Genomic DNA, 13,644 nt, shown 5'->3' with positions numbered 1-13,644 from the left:
ATTTCCGTTCCCGGTGATGTTTTATAGGTGAAAAGTACAAAATATTTTATAACTCTTGCAACTGACCGATGATGATTCGATTGCTGACTCTTTTAATCGTCCTGCCTCAAATCGTATTTGCACAGGTGGACAGCGTCCAGCTTTTGCTCAAAAAAACGGATTGGCATGCACAGAAAATTGCCCCAAAAGCCAAATGGGAACAGCATCATTTTGCCAACGCGGAGCTGTTTCATGCCAACCAAAACGTCAATATCCTGCGCATCAAAAAAGGGCATCGCCCTTTAAATCTGGCTTTTGCTTCGGGCGGCCAGGAGCTGATTCCCACCAGTATCCAGGGGCAGCAAGCAAAAGCATTAGCCGCATTAAATGGCACTTTTTTTGACGTTAAAAACGGCGGCTCAGTTGATTTTATCCGCATCAATGGGGTGACACTGGATACCACCCGGCCTTCAGGTCAATTCCTGGCAGAGCACCAACGCAGCGCCATTGTGATCAAAAACAATCAGGTGCAAATCGTCAGAGGGGACAGCATCAAGGGTTGGGAAAAAAGGTTGTTGGCCGAGGACAATGTAATGGTAACCGGGCCCTTGCTCATCCACGAAGGGAAAAAAATCCACTTGCCTGCCCGTTTGTTCAACACAACAAGGCACCCTCGCACGGCTTTGGGCATTACCCGGAGGGGAGAAATTTTGTGGATCACGGTGGATGGGCGAGCAAAAGAAGCTGCGGGCATGAGTCTGTACGAATTGAGCCAGTTGATGGAAGCCTTGGACTGTGTAGAAGCGATCAACCTCGACGGCGGAGGTTCAACTACACTATGGATTGACGGGACTACTAAAACGGGAGTTGTCAACATGCCATGCGACGACAAGGTATTTGATGAATACGGCGAACGTAAGGTGAGTAACGTTTTACTGTTGAGTCTACGGAAGGCGAAGGTCAACGATTGACCAACCAGTTTTTAAAAGTGGCCGCTTTTTTTTGACTAACTATAGCCGCCTCAGGCATACTGGGCTGGAGGATCACTTCCAGTTTACCGTTGGCGATGCTGCGGAAGGAGGCACAGGCTTTGGCATTGGCAAGGGTCTGTCGATTGATGCGAAAAAACTGACTGGCCGGCAACAAGTTGGCCAATTCATCCAGGGTTTCATTGCTCATCAATTGTTGTTCATCGAAGGTTTTGAGGTAATAAATATCATCCAGCAAAAAACAATAGGCGATTTCTTCAACTGGTACTGGTACCTGGCGGCTGCCTTTGGTCGCAATGATGACGGGCGTATTGCTGGCAGCAGGTGTATTTACCACGGCTTGGGGCGCTACGAGCTGATGTTGAAGCGTCTGTAATGCCGACTCAGCTTGCCTGAAGCGCTGATAAAAATAATAAGCCAGGTAAAAACAATTCATCATGGCCAGGTAAAAAAGCACTACCCGGTATTCCACATACAACCAACTCGAATTAAAAATATTATCCCCGGCAACATAGATGAAGAAGAGATACATTGTAAAAAAGGATATCAATACGGGTACCACAAAGCCCAAAGTAGCCTGCAAAAAAGCCCGCATCATAGAAACTTCCAACCAATCGTAATGGGCATCCAACCGTATGCTGACCCAACGAACGAGGCTCCACACGCCAAAATTGATCAGGGCTCCAGTTAGCACCTCTAAAAAGTACTCTGGCTGCATGACAATTTCCCACAAGCTCTGGGAATGCCCCAGCATTTTGATGAAATGAGCCAAAAAAATGGAGCCAATGATGCGTATCCAAATATCGGGATAGGGCCGGGTTTGCACGTTGTAAATTTTTAGCACAATTTATACAAACTTTTATAAGAATAACCTCCATTTCAGGCGCATACTTCAGCCCGCTTTTTATCTACTTCAGCCCAAATGCCTTCTACTTCGGGCAAAGTGGCGCGATTTACTGCCACCCCATCTTCAATTTTTCAGTCAATAGGGGCACAAATGTTTACTACATTTTTCACCCTTTCAAACTGTTATGATGAAGAATTTATCTTGCTGGAGTATCTTAAGTATGCTGCTTTTTTTAAGCACTTCGAGCCTGATGGCACAAAAAAACCTCAACCTGGGGCTGGGTTATTTCGGTGAAACGGGCACCCATCCCGGATTGGTTGCTCAGCTGGAGCTGGAAAAAACCCAGTCCAAAAAAGTATCTACCCTCTTCCGGGCCGACCTGGGGGCCTACGTACATGCCCGCAACCACACGGGAGTTTTTATGGATGTCCATGCTGGCTTGCGGCGCTACCGGAATTCGGGCTTTTTTACGGAGCAATACCTGGGCTTAGGTACCCTGTTGAGTTTTTACAATGGCGACGGAGTTTTTCAACGTGATGAAGATGGCAATATCCGTCGGGCCTCGGCTTTTGCCAACCTCGACATCATGCCCTCCGTAACCTTGGGTGTCGGCTACAACCTGAGCAAAGATGCGGCCAGTGCCAATCTCGTTTATTTCCGTCCCAAGGTCTTCTGGCAGCTGCCTTTCAACAACCTTGCCCTACCGCATTTGGCCTTGCAAGTTGGCTTCATTCACCGCATCAAGTAAGTGCTTGTTTAAATTCATTGATCAGCCTACAAACCTCTAACTATGAAAAAGTTACTTTGGGTGGCCTTGCTTGCCATCAGCCTTTTTGCTTGTGAAAAATCTGAATTCCTCAGCGAAGGCAACTACTATTTTATTCGCCACAAAGGCGCAGCCATGCCCGTGTGGGTCAAAGGCAACCTCGAATCCGGCGTTTTTTTGATCACTGTACATGGTGGCCCAGGCGATTCGGGGCATGAATTTGCGGTAACCAAAAGTTTTGCCGAACTGGAAAAAGACTACGCGGTAGTATACTGGGACCAACGTTTTTCGGGCCTTTCTCAGGGCGACCCTAAAAAATCAACTTTGAGCATCGATCAATTTGTAGAAGATGTGGATGTTGTGGTTGACTTTGTCCGCCAGCAGTTTAATCAGCCCAAGTTGTTCATGCTGGGCCACAGCTGGGGTGGCGGGCTGAGCGCTGCCTGGTTGGGTCGCAACAACAATCAGCAAAAAGTGCAGGGCTGGATTGATGTGGATGGTTCCGTGTTTGACTCATTAGAAGTACAAACGGTCAAAAAATGGACCCTGGAACGAGTGCCCGCCAAAATCGCCGAAGGCAAAGACCTTAAATTTTGGCAATACGTGATCGATTGGTACCAGGCCCATCCCAACCCGGTGTATTCTGACAAGGAGCCTTACATTTTTGCTTATGCACTGGACACCAGTTACAACGCCGCCGCCCTGGCCGATAGCAATCAATTGGATTATACTAAGTTACTACTGCGCTCGCCTTATTCTTTGGCTTATTTCACGAATAAAGTAGACGCTCGTTTTGCGGATGGGCTGGATTTTAGGCCTGAGTTGCGGCGCATCAACATCCCGGCGTTGGTGTTGTGGGGCAAGGATGACCCCATTTTACCCATCGAGTTGGCTAGTTTTACTTACAATACTTTGGGTACGGCACCGGATCGGAAAAAGAAAGTGGAGTTTGAAAAGTGTGGGCATTCGCCACATTATGAGCAGCCGACGAAGTTTGTGGCGGTGATGCGGGAGTTTGTGGAAAGGTGGAGGTAGTAGAGACGCACGGCTGTGCGTCTTTTCCGCGCAACCATTTAGAGACGCACGGCCGTGCGTCTCTACCACACCATCAGCGCAACATCGTCTGGTCATTCACCAGTACCCAATTGAACTCCACCTCGATGAAAGTCCCCTGCGGAAATACAGCTTTGAACACCTGAGAGAAAAAACGCTCCGCTTTTCTCCGGTCACTGATCCGCAAAGCGAGTACATTAAAAAGCAGTAGCCCACCAGGAGCAAGCAGCTCGCGCAATTGTTCCAAAAATTCAATTTGTTGGAAAGGCCCGGGAATCTGATCGTCCAAAAAAACATCCATACAGATCAGGTCATACTTTTGGTAGGTGCTCGACACAAAAATTTCTGCATCGGCACAAACCATATCGATGGGCGATTGTAAATCAGCTAAAGTGTAGCGGTAAGCCAGGTCGATGACGACCTCGTCAATTTCCACGGCAGTAATGTGGAAATCCATACCCTGTTTTTTCTCCAGGATGTAAGGAATACTACCCAGGCCCAGGCCCAGCACCAAAGCCTCTCTACCGGGCAATCCGTCCAATTTGCACTGCTCAAAAGCGCGGGCAAAGTTGGTGTAAAGGTCTTCAAAGGAATATACAGCATGGGCCGTACTCAGTTGGTAGCGTCCCCTGCGCATACTTACGTACAGGTGAGGATTGTACTCGCTTGATGCACTTTCCAGGTGGATTTCGACCAGATAACTCAGATACCTTTTCCAGGCAGGAATGTGCATGTGCTTATTTTTCCCAATTGCGGTATTTGGAACTGTCTTCAAAGGTGCGCAGCAAAATCAGGCGTTCGGAAATGTCAAATTCCTTACCTCGGCGCTGCATCATTGCTTCAGCGGTTTCGAAAGCCTTGTCCAGTTGGAAGGTCGTAAAACCAGCAGCCCCTCCCCAGGAGAAGGAGGGCACAAAAGCCCGGGGGAATCCAGCCCCAAAAATATTGGCTCCTACTCCAATCACCGTGCCAGTATTGAGCATAGAGTTGATACCCACCTTGGCGTGGTCGCCCATGATTACACCGCAGAATTGGATGCCAGCGGGTAAAAATTGACCAGCAGGATAATTCCAAATCCGTACTTCTTCGTAGGTATTTTTGAGATTGGAGGTGTTGGTATCGGCGCCGATGTTGCACCATTCGCCAATGACCGAGTTGCCCAGAAAACCATCGTGGGCTTTATTGCTGTAACCTTGAATGACAGAGTTGCTTATTTCACCACCTACCCTGCTCCAAGGGCCAAAGGTGTTGCTACCATAAAGGCGTGTACCCATTTTGACCTGAGCATGCTCGCCCAATGCCAAACCGCCCCGAATGAGGCTACCTTCCATGATTTCGGCATTTTTGCCGACGTAGATGGGACCATTGAGCACATTGAGGCTGGCACCTTCCACCACTGCACCTTCTTCCAAAAAGATGCGGCTGGGGTCACCAATGATGCGATTGCTCTCGGAAATGGACTGAGACTCCCGACCCTGGGTAAGCAATTGAAAATCTTCTTCCAATGCCGCAGCATTTTGGAGGAAAATATCCCAGGGGTGATCTATCTTTAAAAATGGAGTGTCTTCGATATCGTAAACGTGCAGTTGGTCGATGTCCTCATCGTGGATGAGTTTTTCCAACTGTTCCCGATCCAGTTTTGCAACAATCAGTTCCTCCCCTTTGAGGTAGGCCTCATTGAATTCCATTTGCCGGATCAGACGGATCAAACGATCCGAAGGCATCACGGAACCATTGATGACAATGTTTTCGTCGCCGTATTCGATTGGGAATTTACTGGCAAGGTAGTCTTGGGTAATAAAGGAAACTTTCGCGTTGAGCCACTGCTTCCATTTTTCCTGAATAGTTAGGGCACCTACACGTAGCGCACCTACGGGTCGGGTAAAAGTGAGTGGAAGCAGTTGTTCGCGAACTTCGCTGTCAAAAAGAATAACGTGCCACATAGGCGATTTAAAAGTTTGCCCGAAAATTAAAAAAAAAGTCCCAACCAAACCTGATTGGGACTTTTTTTACCGTGATCACATTGTATGGTGATTTACGACTTCTGAGCGAATTTGGCAAATTTCTTATTGAACTTGTCAATACGACCCGCTGTATCCACAAACTTCATCTTTCCAGTGAAGAATGGATGTGATGCGCTGGAGATTTCCAACTTAATCAGCGGATATTCATTGCCATCTTCCCAAACGATTTTATCGCGGGTAGGCGCGCAAGAACGGCCCATCCAAGCTTCATCGCAAGAGAAATCTTTAAATACCACCGTGCGGTAAGATTCCGGATGGATATCTTTTTTCATGGCAAACTACTTTTTCAAATTTTTAAATCAGGGTGCAAAGATAATTTCTTTCGTGCAATAAATCAAAAGAGTAGTGCAAAATATTCTCAACTTTTTCATTTTTCGGTTAATAATGAACAAGAGTGGATGACCAAAAAAGGTCACCCACTCGTCAATATGGTCACAAAACTCCAAAAAATCGAATTGAATTAGCCCTTCAGACAGCTGACGATCGAAACCAGGCTAACACCACATGAAATACAAGTGCCATCAAAATTGCGGCCAAGACAACGTACTCTGGCAAGGAAAGTATTGTTTTGGCTGATACAGTTTAGAATTTTGGTTTTGCAAGCACTGCAAGAACTGGCTGCCCCAAACAGCTGGGTGACACAATTGAGGGGATTTCCTCCACTTATGGCTACCAATTGACCACTCCGCAATTCTGAAAGTTTACCATCGGAACCTTGGGTCAGGCTAAAAAACTGGGTTTTGCCAGCCTCGGTAATCTTAATGGTAATCTGATCAAGAGTGCCTAATCTGGAAGGGATTTGCCGGGATGCAATTTGGATGGTGGAATTGCCAGCAGTAAAACGTTCCGACACTTTGATTTCGCCCAATCTGCCCCCTAACTTACTGATTAGGTGATTTTGTAAATCCCCTTTGAGCAAGCCACTGGCCAGGGATGTGTCGACTTGTGCATAGGAAAACGAAAAAGAAGCACAAAGTGCAAGCGTGAAGCAAAGCTTCAAAAAAGGGTTCTGCAATGAATTTTTCATTGTTTTAAAGGTTTGTAGGTGAAAAAAATAGTGATTGAATCATGTTAGCGCATCATACAGGCCAGATTGGCGACGGGTATGATGTTTTTGAATTGCATTTGTTTGGTGTAATCGGTACGTACGCCGTAGGAAAGCATCACGTTGCGACTGAGGCGCCAATCGCCGCCGTAGGAAATGCTCATGGCGCTGAGCTGGGTAAGGTTCAAGCCGGGGTCACTGAGTACAAATTGAGCATTGCCTTGCGAGTACAATACATCGGCAAAAAAATTGAACTTGGAACCGCCGTAGCGCAAACCCATGCCCATCGAAACGATGTTGCCACTGGCGTTGATCGTGCTCAAATCGTTCCGCCGTTCTTGCATAATGTACTTGAACAGGCCTGTCACCAGGGCTTTGCGGCCAATCCCTTTGCTGGCACTGACCCAAAAAGCGGTGGCTTGCCCTCGCAGGACCAAACTATCCACCTTGGGGTTGACGTAGGAAAAAATCCGGCCAAAAGCCACATCCACGTGTGAAGCATTCCAGTTGCTGCGCAGGTAGCGGACTACCAGGTTCTGGATGTTGTCTTTTTGCAGTTTGTCCAGGTTATTGTATTCCTGCTGGATGGAGTCCATTTGTTGTTCGTAGCGCAGTCGGTCGCGCATGCTGATTTCGGCGCGATTACGTTTGAGTTGCAGGTCGACCAATAGCTTCATCCGTTCCTGTTGTAGGCGGTTAAACGTTGTATCAACTGCAAACACTTCGATGTCACTCATCGGGTCGCGTTCACGGTACAGGTTGATCTTGGCAGCCATTGCTACCCGACGGTTTTGGGCGTCATCTTCAATGGTTCCGGCTGAAAAATCCAGGGTAGAAAGTGTCTTCAAAAACGAAGAAGTACGTTGATAAGGTCGAAGATCGGCGCGGTTGTAAAAAATCTCCCAAATGGGTTGGGCTTGTATGGCTAGATTGGGCTTGAGTCGCCAGGATCGAAAGGACCAGTCCACCTTAAATTCGCGGATGTTGTTGGGCCGCAAAATTTGGGACGGATTGACCGCTAGAAGATCAAATGCCGGCGAAACAGGAATGGTAAATTCGGAGGCTCTGGCCAGGGTAGGTGTTTCATTTTGGGCACAAATATTCCCAAGCAGCCCCAGCAAAAGCAGGAGTGTGCATAGCTTTTTCATACATGTTTTAGGGTTTTGGATGTTTTGGAGTGACCAATATTGTTTCAGCTGAATACCCCACAAAGTTCAGGGAAAGGGCTGCATGAAACATCCTGCAAAAAGGGGATTTGGGGAAAATCATCTAAAAAGAGGGGAAACATCTTTTTCAATTCGATTGTAAACTTTTGCCGGAATAACTGTTTATTTGGTGAAAACCTTTCAATTATACTTGCTATGTCTTTTCCACTCGGCCTTAAGCGCGCTTGTTCCATGGTCATTTTGCGCCATCAACAACACTTCCTCTTGCTCAAACGCATCAAGCCGCCTTATGTAGGCAGCTACCTGCCCGTAGGTGGAAAGTTGGAACCATTTGAAGATCCACGGACTGCCGCCCATCGGGAATTGAAAGAAGAAACAGGGCTTGAGGTAGAAAAATTAAAATACGGTGGCTCCCTGATGGAATCCTCACCGATTGATTACAATTGGCAATGCAACATCTATATTGCGGATATTGATTTTGTTGCTCCGCCGCCTTGCCCGGAGGGCGATTTGGAATGGATTGCTTTTGCGGATGTTCCGAATGTGCCCACCCCACCTACCGATTTCACTGTATACCAATACTTAATGGCGGAAAAACCATTTGCTTTTAATGCGGTGTACGATGCGGATATGAACTTGTTGTTTATGGACGAGGAGTTGGAAGGGGTGAGGATTTTGGGGTAAAAAACCCAGCCAACCCACGGGAATCCCACGATTTAAATCGTGGGTTATATCCGTGGGAGGCCACCCTACCGCATCACCCCATGAATTTATTCGTGGGTGAAATAAATGGCTTGAAGCCATTTATTTCACAATGCTCCCATTGCTCACACCTATCGCCGGGCTCACCAAACGCAATCGTCCATCCGGTTCCTCCGCGCTTAAAATCATCCCATTCGACTCAATCCCCCGCAATTTACGCGGAGCCAGATTCGCCACAACCACCACCTGTTTCCCCGGTAATTCCTCCGGACTAAAATGCTCCGCAATCCCGGAAACAATCGTCCTTTCTTCAAAACCCAGGTCAACTTGCAATTTCAGCAGCTTATCCGCTTTGGGTACTCGTTCAGCAGAAAGGATGGTGCCCACCCGCAAGTCAATTTTGGCAAAATCCTCGTATTGAATCACTTCTTTCAAAGCAGGCAGTTCGGTATTGGTCACTTCACTCGTTTTTAATTCCTGAGCAGCAGGCGCATTTTTAATTCTTTCCGCTTCGGCAGCCAAAATAGCAGCCAGTTTATCCTTTTGGCGGTTTACAATCTCCAGGCGACTGGTATCGCGACGGTCGTTGATTTTGGGGAACAATACTTCCACTTCTCCAACCTGATGCCCGGCAGGCACAATGGCCAGGCCGTTTTCCAGTTTGTGCAACAATTCCGCCCAATCGCCATTTTGCACCTCTGGCAAACCAATCAGTTTGCGGAACCGTGGCGAGGTGAAGGGAATGAATGGATGCGCAGCCAAACTCAATAAGCCTACGATCTGCAAGCAGATGAACATACACTCACGGATGACCGGGCTATCGGGATTTTCCTTGTAGATGTTCCAGGGCGATACATCCTGCAAATAGGTATTGCCGTAAGTGGAAATTTCCAAAAAGGTTTGGCTCGCCGCTTTGAAGCTAAAGGCATCCAATTCCTCGGTGAAACGTTGGGTCAAAGCCGTGACATCAGCCAGTTTATCCTGAAGATCGATCTTCAGTTCCGGTACTTGTCCACCAAAATACTTGTGCGTAAGGGTAATCACCCGATTGACAAAGTTGCCGAGGTTATCGGCCAGTTCCTTGTCGTGGTAGTCCACAAAATCGTCCCATTTGAAATCCGCGTCGCGGTTTTCCGGCATGTTGCGTAGCAGGGCGTAGCGCAATGCATCTTCTTTATTGGGAAATTCGGCAAATTCTTCTAGGTAGTTGTGCTGTTCGATGCCCCAGCCCCGCGATTTGGAGAATTTTTGGCCTTCAAAATTCAGGAATTGATTGGCTGGCACGTTTTTAGGCAGAGCGTATTCGCCGTGCGCCTTGAGCATAGCCGGGAAAATGATGCAGTGGAAAACGATGTTGTCTTTGCCAATAAAATGGATCAATTCTACATCGTCGCCTTTCCAATATTCCTCCCAGTTTTTGCCATTGTCCAGGGCCCACTGTTTAGCGGCGGAGATGTAGCCGATTGGGGCATCAAACCAAACATACAAAACCTTTCCTTTGCCTTCGGGCAGCGGCACGGGGATGCCCCAATCCAGGTCCCGCGTAATGGAGCGAGGATGTAAGCCGCCATCCAGCCAGGACAGGCATTGTCCCAATACGTGGTTTTTCCAGGTCTTGGGGTCGTGGTGTTGTTTACCGTCGAGTACTCCGGTTTCAACCCACTGTTTCAGCCACTCGGTGTGGTTGTCGAGTTTGAAATACCAGTGTTTGGTTTTTTTCAGGACTGGTGTTTTGCCACTCAGCGTAGAGCGGGGATTGATCAGTTCCAGGGGTGATAGGTCGGAACCACAGTTTTCACACTGATCGCCAAAGGCTTCGGTATGTCCACATTTGGGACAAGTACCAATGATGTAGCGGTCAGCCAGGAATTGATCGTAGTCCTCGTCGTAATATTGTTCAATAAAATGCTCTTCGAACTCGTCCCCTTTTTCGTGCAAACGCAGGAAAAAATCCTGGGAGGTTTTGTGGTGAATCGGCTCACTGGTGCGGTGGTAAATATCAAAAGAGATGCCCAGTTGTTCAAAAGTAGCCTTATTCAGCGCATGGTATTTGTCGATGATCTCCCGCGGGCTGATCCCTTCTTTTTTAGCCTTGATGGTAATGGCAGCGCCATGTTCGTCCGAGCCACATACCCATACCACCTCCTTGCCGAGCATCCGCAAGTAACGTACGTAGATGTCAGCAGGCAAATAAGCGCCAGCCAGGTGGCCCAGGTGGAGGGCGCCATTGGCGTAAGGCAAAGCGGAGGTGATCAAATATTTTTTTGACATGGTAACACAGTTGTAGTGGAGTCGCGTTCTAATTTGGCGCGAATATAAGCTTTTGTCCAACGATATCTACCTATAAAATGGTTCCATCAAATCTTTGGAGCATGTAAATAAAACCTAATTTTTACAATTATTCGATATACATGGAATGCAATTAGTTGTATATTTGGTCATTGTTTTTAGAGCTCTAGTCTTCTACATACGCTTAGTCGTCCGTTCCAGTATTATTTTCAGCCTTCTACACTATCTAGCCAAACAATTTCTTGTTGTAAATTAAACAGTCTTTGCCTTTCGGCAGGCTAAGCGTACACTATGCAATACTAGTTCTAAACAATCATGTGTCAGCCCCTTCCCTTCTGGGGCTGTCCTGCGCTAAGGAATGGGTGTGATAACTTTCCACCCGTTCCTTTTTATTTTTATTTTTTGCTTTTTTGCTACCTTGCTTTCAAGTATTAGACCCATGCAAATCAACCCTTTTCGGGCGCTATTGCCACATTTGGAAAAAATTGGATCAAACGACGCTTTTTTTGCTGCCGTAAAAGAAGAGTTTCCCCGTTTTGCACAAACTGCTTACTTTGAATCGCGGGAAATGCCAGCCCTTTATCTTTGCTCCATTGAATCTGCCAGTCATAAGGCCCTAGGCATTGTCGGATGTGCCCATATTCAGGACTATTTGCACGGGGCCATCAAACGCCACGAAAATACCATCCCCGCCAAGGAAGAAGTACAAATCCGCTTATGGAAGGAGCAACAGGCGATGATAAAACCCGTCTTATTGGCCTATCCCAGCGTACCCGCAATTGAAGCCTGGATGCAAAAAATAGCGACAAACCAGGCCCCGAATTTAGAAATTCCCTTTCCGGCGGAGGAACAAACCTACCAAATCTGGGCAATCACTGACCCCATCGAATTGCAATACATTCAGGAATTGTTTGCGGCCTTTGTACCCCGATCCTACATTGCCGATGGGCACCATCGCTGCTCTTCATCGGCAGTTTTGTACGAGCGGAACTTGATACATGGAAAGGCTGATCCCGATTTTTTGGTAGCCCTTTTTCCATCAAACCACTTAAACATTCAGGCTTTTCACCGTGTCCTGGATGAGGTAGATTGGACTGCGGATGAGTTACTCAAAAAGCTCGAACCTTACTTTTACATCGAATCCAGCGTTAGTGCAGTGCTTCCAAGCCAGAAATTTGAATGGGGTTTATTGATAGAAAAACGGGCTTTTCGCCTAACTTGGCGCCGTGATTTTTTGGAGCGCTACCACTGGGAAAAAGCCATTTTGGATACTCAGCTGTTCAACGAAGTGATTTTGCCAAATGTGTTTGGCATCGTCAATGTGCGCCAGGAGCCCCGATTGACTTATATTGAAGGGGCCAAAGGAATGGCCCATTTGCAACAAGTACAACAACTCAAACCCCAACGCGTAGCCTTTGCCCTCTACCCCATCGACTTGCAGGAAATGATGTTGCTGGCAGATCACAATCAGGCTTTGCCGCCCAAGTCAACCTGGTTTGAGCCGAGGATGAAAAACGGGGTAGTGGTGCGCCCTTTTCCAATTTAAACATCGACACAAAAAACGACTCATGATACGGAAGATCAGCGCTGATCGCCTTTATACAGGAACCACCGATGTCGCATTGCTCGACAAGGTTGTGATCTTTGACCCCCAAGGCACCATTTTACAAATTGATGAATTAGAAGCCCACGACCCAGCCAGTGTGGAAAAACTGGAAGGCGCTCTTGTGCCCGGCTTCATCAATACCCACTGCCACCTGGAGCTTTCGCACATGAAAGACAAGGCCAATACCGGAACAGGGCTGGTGCCTTTTTTACAAACGGTAGTCAATTTTCGCGACATCTCCATGGAGGAAATCCTGGATGCCATCGACCGCGCCGATGCCGAAATGTGGGAAGGAGGCATCATGGCCGTAGGCGACATTTCCAATAAAGCGGATACTGCTGCACGCAAGAACCAAAGCCAGATCCAGTACTACACTTTTGTGGAGTTTTTTGACTTCTTGCAGGAAGAAGGTGCCGACAATTGGTTTAACAACTTCAAACCTGCCTACGACCAGCAAAGCGATGTCAACCGCAATCGCAAAAGTGCGGTGCCCCACGCCCCCTATACGGTTTCGCGCAATTTGTTCAAAAAAATCAATGCGCTGAACCAGCCGGGCTGTACTGTCAGCATCCACAACCAGGAAACGCCGGGTGAAAATGCCCTTTTCCAGACTAAAACCGGGAGTTTTTTGGAGTTTTACACTGGCTTCGGTTTCCCCTTGGATCAGTTTCAGCCCAGCGGCAAAAGCTCCATCCATTACGCGCTGGAAAACATGGATCCGGCTTGTCGCACCCTTTTTGTACACAACACCGAAAGTACCCGTGAGGACATCCGCGCCGCTCAGGCCTGGAGCCAAGATATTTATTGGGCTACCTGCCCCAATGCCAATTTGTTCATCGAAAACCGCTTGCCCAATTACCAGTATTTTCTGGATACGGAGGCGAAGGTCACCATTGGTACGGATAGTTTGACCTCGAACTGGCAGTTGTCGGTGTTGGAGGAAATGAAAACCATCGCGCGTTTCCAGTCTTATGTGCCTTTTACAACAATTTTGCGTTGGGCCACGATCAATGGGGCGGAGGCGCTGGGTTTTGAAGATAGCTTGGGCAGTATTGAGGTGGGTAAACGGCCAGGATTGCTGTTGTTGAATTTGGGGGAGGATGAGAAGTTGAGGGCGGATACGGTGGTGAGGAGGGTTGTTTAAAAAAGCTGGTTGATTCGTTTTTATTGAGCATTTT

The 13,644-nt window shown here is 47.6% G+C and carries 13 protein-coding genes; 6 read left to right on the top strand and 7 right to left on the bottom strand.

Going from position 1 to position 13,644, the window contains the following annotated elements; translation table 11 throughout:
* The first annotated feature begins 68 nt into the window (after nucleotides 1-68).
* Nucleotides 69-950 carry a phosphodiester glycosidase family protein gene (locus ACO08K_RS19645; protein ID WP_421798123.1) on the top strand — a complete coding sequence of 294 codons (882 nt, stop codon included), beginning with the start codon at nucleotides 69-71 and terminating at the stop codon, nucleotides 948-950.
* On the opposite strand, the gene ACO08K_RS19640 is transcribed toward ACO08K_RS19645, so the two are convergent.
* Entirely contained in the window at nucleotides 940-1,794 is an 855-nt protein-coding gene (locus ACO08K_RS19640; protein ID WP_421798122.1) for a LytR/AlgR family response regulator transcription factor, read from the bottom strand. The two genes, ACO08K_RS19645 and ACO08K_RS19640, sit on opposite strands and share 11 nt — an antisense overlap.
* 205 nt (nucleotides 1,795-1,999) lie before the next feature.
* On the opposite strand from ACO08K_RS19640, the gene ACO08K_RS19635 reads away from it, so the two are divergent.
* Nucleotides 2,000-2,563 (top strand): hypothetical protein, encoded by a 564-nt coding sequence (locus ACO08K_RS19635; protein WP_421798121.1) that lies wholly within the window; start codon nucleotides 2,000-2,002, stop codon nucleotides 2,561-2,563.
* Nucleotides 2,564-2,605: 42 nt separating this feature from the next.
* Nucleotides 2,606-3,616: an alpha/beta fold hydrolase gene (locus ACO08K_RS19630; RefSeq protein WP_421798120.1), complete on the top strand. Its 1,011-nt coding sequence runs from the start codon at nucleotides 2,606-2,608 to the stop codon at nucleotides 3,614-3,616.
* Between the two features lie 73 nt (nucleotides 3,617-3,689).
* Here the strand turns inward: ACO08K_RS19630 and ACO08K_RS19625 are convergent, their stop codons facing one another.
* The 5 genes from ACO08K_RS19625 to ACO08K_RS19605 all read right to left on the bottom strand — a co-directional run bounded on the left by ACO08K_RS19625 (nucleotide 3,690) and on the right by ACO08K_RS19605 (nucleotide 7,851).
* Nucleotides 3,690-4,367 (bottom strand): spermidine synthase, encoded by a 678-nt coding sequence (locus ACO08K_RS19625; protein ID WP_421798119.1) that lies wholly within the window; start codon nucleotides 4,365-4,367, stop codon nucleotides 3,690-3,692.
* Between the two features lie 4 nt (nucleotides 4,368-4,371).
* Complete coding sequence (locus ACO08K_RS19620) at nucleotides 4,372-5,577, bottom strand: GlmU family protein (protein WP_421798118.1); 1,206 nt, start codon at nucleotides 5,575-5,577, stop codon at nucleotides 4,372-4,374.
* A 92-nt stretch (nucleotides 5,578-5,669) separates the two neighbouring features.
* Nucleotides 5,670-5,930 (bottom strand): type B 50S ribosomal protein L31, encoded by a 261-nt coding sequence (locus tag ACO08K_RS19615; RefSeq protein WP_421798117.1) that lies wholly within the window; start codon nucleotides 5,928-5,930, stop codon nucleotides 5,670-5,672.
* A gap of 188 nt (nucleotides 5,931-6,118) precedes the next feature.
* On the bottom strand, nucleotides 6,119-6,685 hold the full coding sequence (locus ACO08K_RS19610) for a hypothetical protein (RefSeq protein ID WP_421798116.1): 567 nt from the start codon (nucleotides 6,683-6,685) through the stop codon (nucleotides 6,119-6,121).
* A 44-nt stretch (nucleotides 6,686-6,729) separates the two neighbouring features.
* Complete coding sequence (locus ACO08K_RS19605; protein WP_421798115.1) at nucleotides 6,730-7,851, bottom strand: hypothetical protein; 1,122 nt, start codon at nucleotides 7,849-7,851, stop codon at nucleotides 6,730-6,732.
* Nucleotides 7,852-8,064: 213 nt separating this feature from the next.
* On the opposite strand from ACO08K_RS19605, the gene ACO08K_RS19600 reads away from it, so the two are divergent.
* A complete protein-coding gene (locus tag ACO08K_RS19600) occupies nucleotides 8,065-8,553 on the top strand; it encodes an NUDIX hydrolase (protein ID WP_421798114.1) in 489 nt (162 codons plus the stop codon).
* A gap of 120 nt (nucleotides 8,554-8,673) precedes the next feature.
* On the opposite strand, the gene metG is transcribed toward ACO08K_RS19600, so the two are convergent.
* Nucleotides 8,674-10,842 (bottom strand): methionine--tRNA ligase, encoded by a 2,169-nt coding sequence (gene metG / locus ACO08K_RS19595; RefSeq protein WP_421798113.1) that lies wholly within the window; start codon nucleotides 10,840-10,842, stop codon nucleotides 8,674-8,676.
* A gap of 457 nt (nucleotides 10,843-11,299) precedes the next feature.
* Here metG and ACO08K_RS19590 point away from each other — a divergent pair, with 457 nt between their 5' ends.
* Together ACO08K_RS19590 and ACO08K_RS19585 are read left to right on the top strand one after the other, a co-directional pair.
* The gene (locus ACO08K_RS19590) at nucleotides 11,300-12,406 is read left to right on the top strand and encodes a DUF1015 family protein (protein WP_421798112.1); all 1,107 of its coding nucleotides are present in this window, start codon (nucleotides 11,300-11,302) and stop codon (nucleotides 12,404-12,406) included.
* 22 nt (nucleotides 12,407-12,428) lie between these two features.
* Complete coding sequence (locus ACO08K_RS19585; protein WP_421798111.1) at nucleotides 12,429-13,610, top strand: amidohydrolase family protein; 1,182 nt, start codon at nucleotides 12,429-12,431, stop codon at nucleotides 13,608-13,610.
* Nucleotides 13,611-13,644: the final 34 nt, after the last annotated feature.

The organism is Haliscomenobacter sp. (genome assembly GCF_965225875.1).
Classification (GTDB): Bacteria; Bacteroidota; Bacteroidia; order Chitinophagales; family Saprospiraceae; genus Haliscomenobacter.
This window is presented reverse-complemented; position numbering and strand designations above follow the sequence as displayed.

What these genes read in the sequence shown, in the direction of transcription:
- ACO08K_RS19600 (WP_421798114.1), top strand. Translation starts at nt 8,065, where the DNA reads ATGTCTTTTCCACTCGGCCTTAAGCGCGCTTGTTCCATGGTCATTTTG.
- ACO08K_RS19630 (WP_421798120.1), top strand. Translation starts at nt 2,606, where the DNA reads ATGAAAAAGTTACTTTGGGTGGCCTTGCTTGCCATCAGCCTTTTTGCT.
- ACO08K_RS19590 (WP_421798112.1), top strand. Translation starts at nt 11,300, where the DNA reads ATGCAAATCAACCCTTTTCGGGCGCTATTGCCACATTTGGAAAAAATT.
- ACO08K_RS19605 (WP_421798115.1), bottom strand. Translation starts at nt 7,851, where the DNA reads ATGAAAAAGCTATGCACACTCCTGCTTTTGCTGGGGCTGCTTGGGAAT.
- ACO08K_RS19615 (WP_421798117.1), bottom strand. Translation starts at nt 5,930, where the DNA reads ATGAAAAAAGATATCCATCCGGAATCTTACCGCACGGTGGTATTTAAA.
- ACO08K_RS19635 (WP_421798121.1), top strand. Translation starts at nt 2,000, where the DNA reads ATGATGAAGAATTTATCTTGCTGGAGTATCTTAAGTATGCTGCTTTTT.
- ACO08K_RS19620 (WP_421798118.1), bottom strand. Translation starts at nt 5,577, where the DNA reads ATGTGGCACGTTATTCTTTTTGACAGCGAAGTTCGCGAACAACTGCTT.
- ACO08K_RS19645 (WP_421798123.1), top strand. Translation starts at nt 69, where the DNA reads ATGATGATTCGATTGCTGACTCTTTTAATCGTCCTGCCTCAAATCGTA.
- ACO08K_RS19625 (WP_421798119.1), bottom strand. Translation starts at nt 4,367, where the DNA reads ATGCACATTCCTGCCTGGAAAAGGTATCTGAGTTATCTGGTCGAAATC.
- metG (WP_421798113.1), bottom strand. Translation starts at nt 10,842, where the DNA reads ATGTCAAAAAAATATTTGATCACCTCCGCTTTGCCTTACGCCAATGGC.
- ACO08K_RS19585 (WP_421798111.1), top strand. Translation starts at nt 12,429, where the DNA reads ATGATACGGAAGATCAGCGCTGATCGCCTTTATACAGGAACCACCGAT.
- ACO08K_RS19610 (WP_421798116.1), bottom strand. Translation starts at nt 6,685, where the DNA reads ATGAAAAATTCATTGCAGAACCCTTTTTTGAAGCTTTGCTTCACGCTT.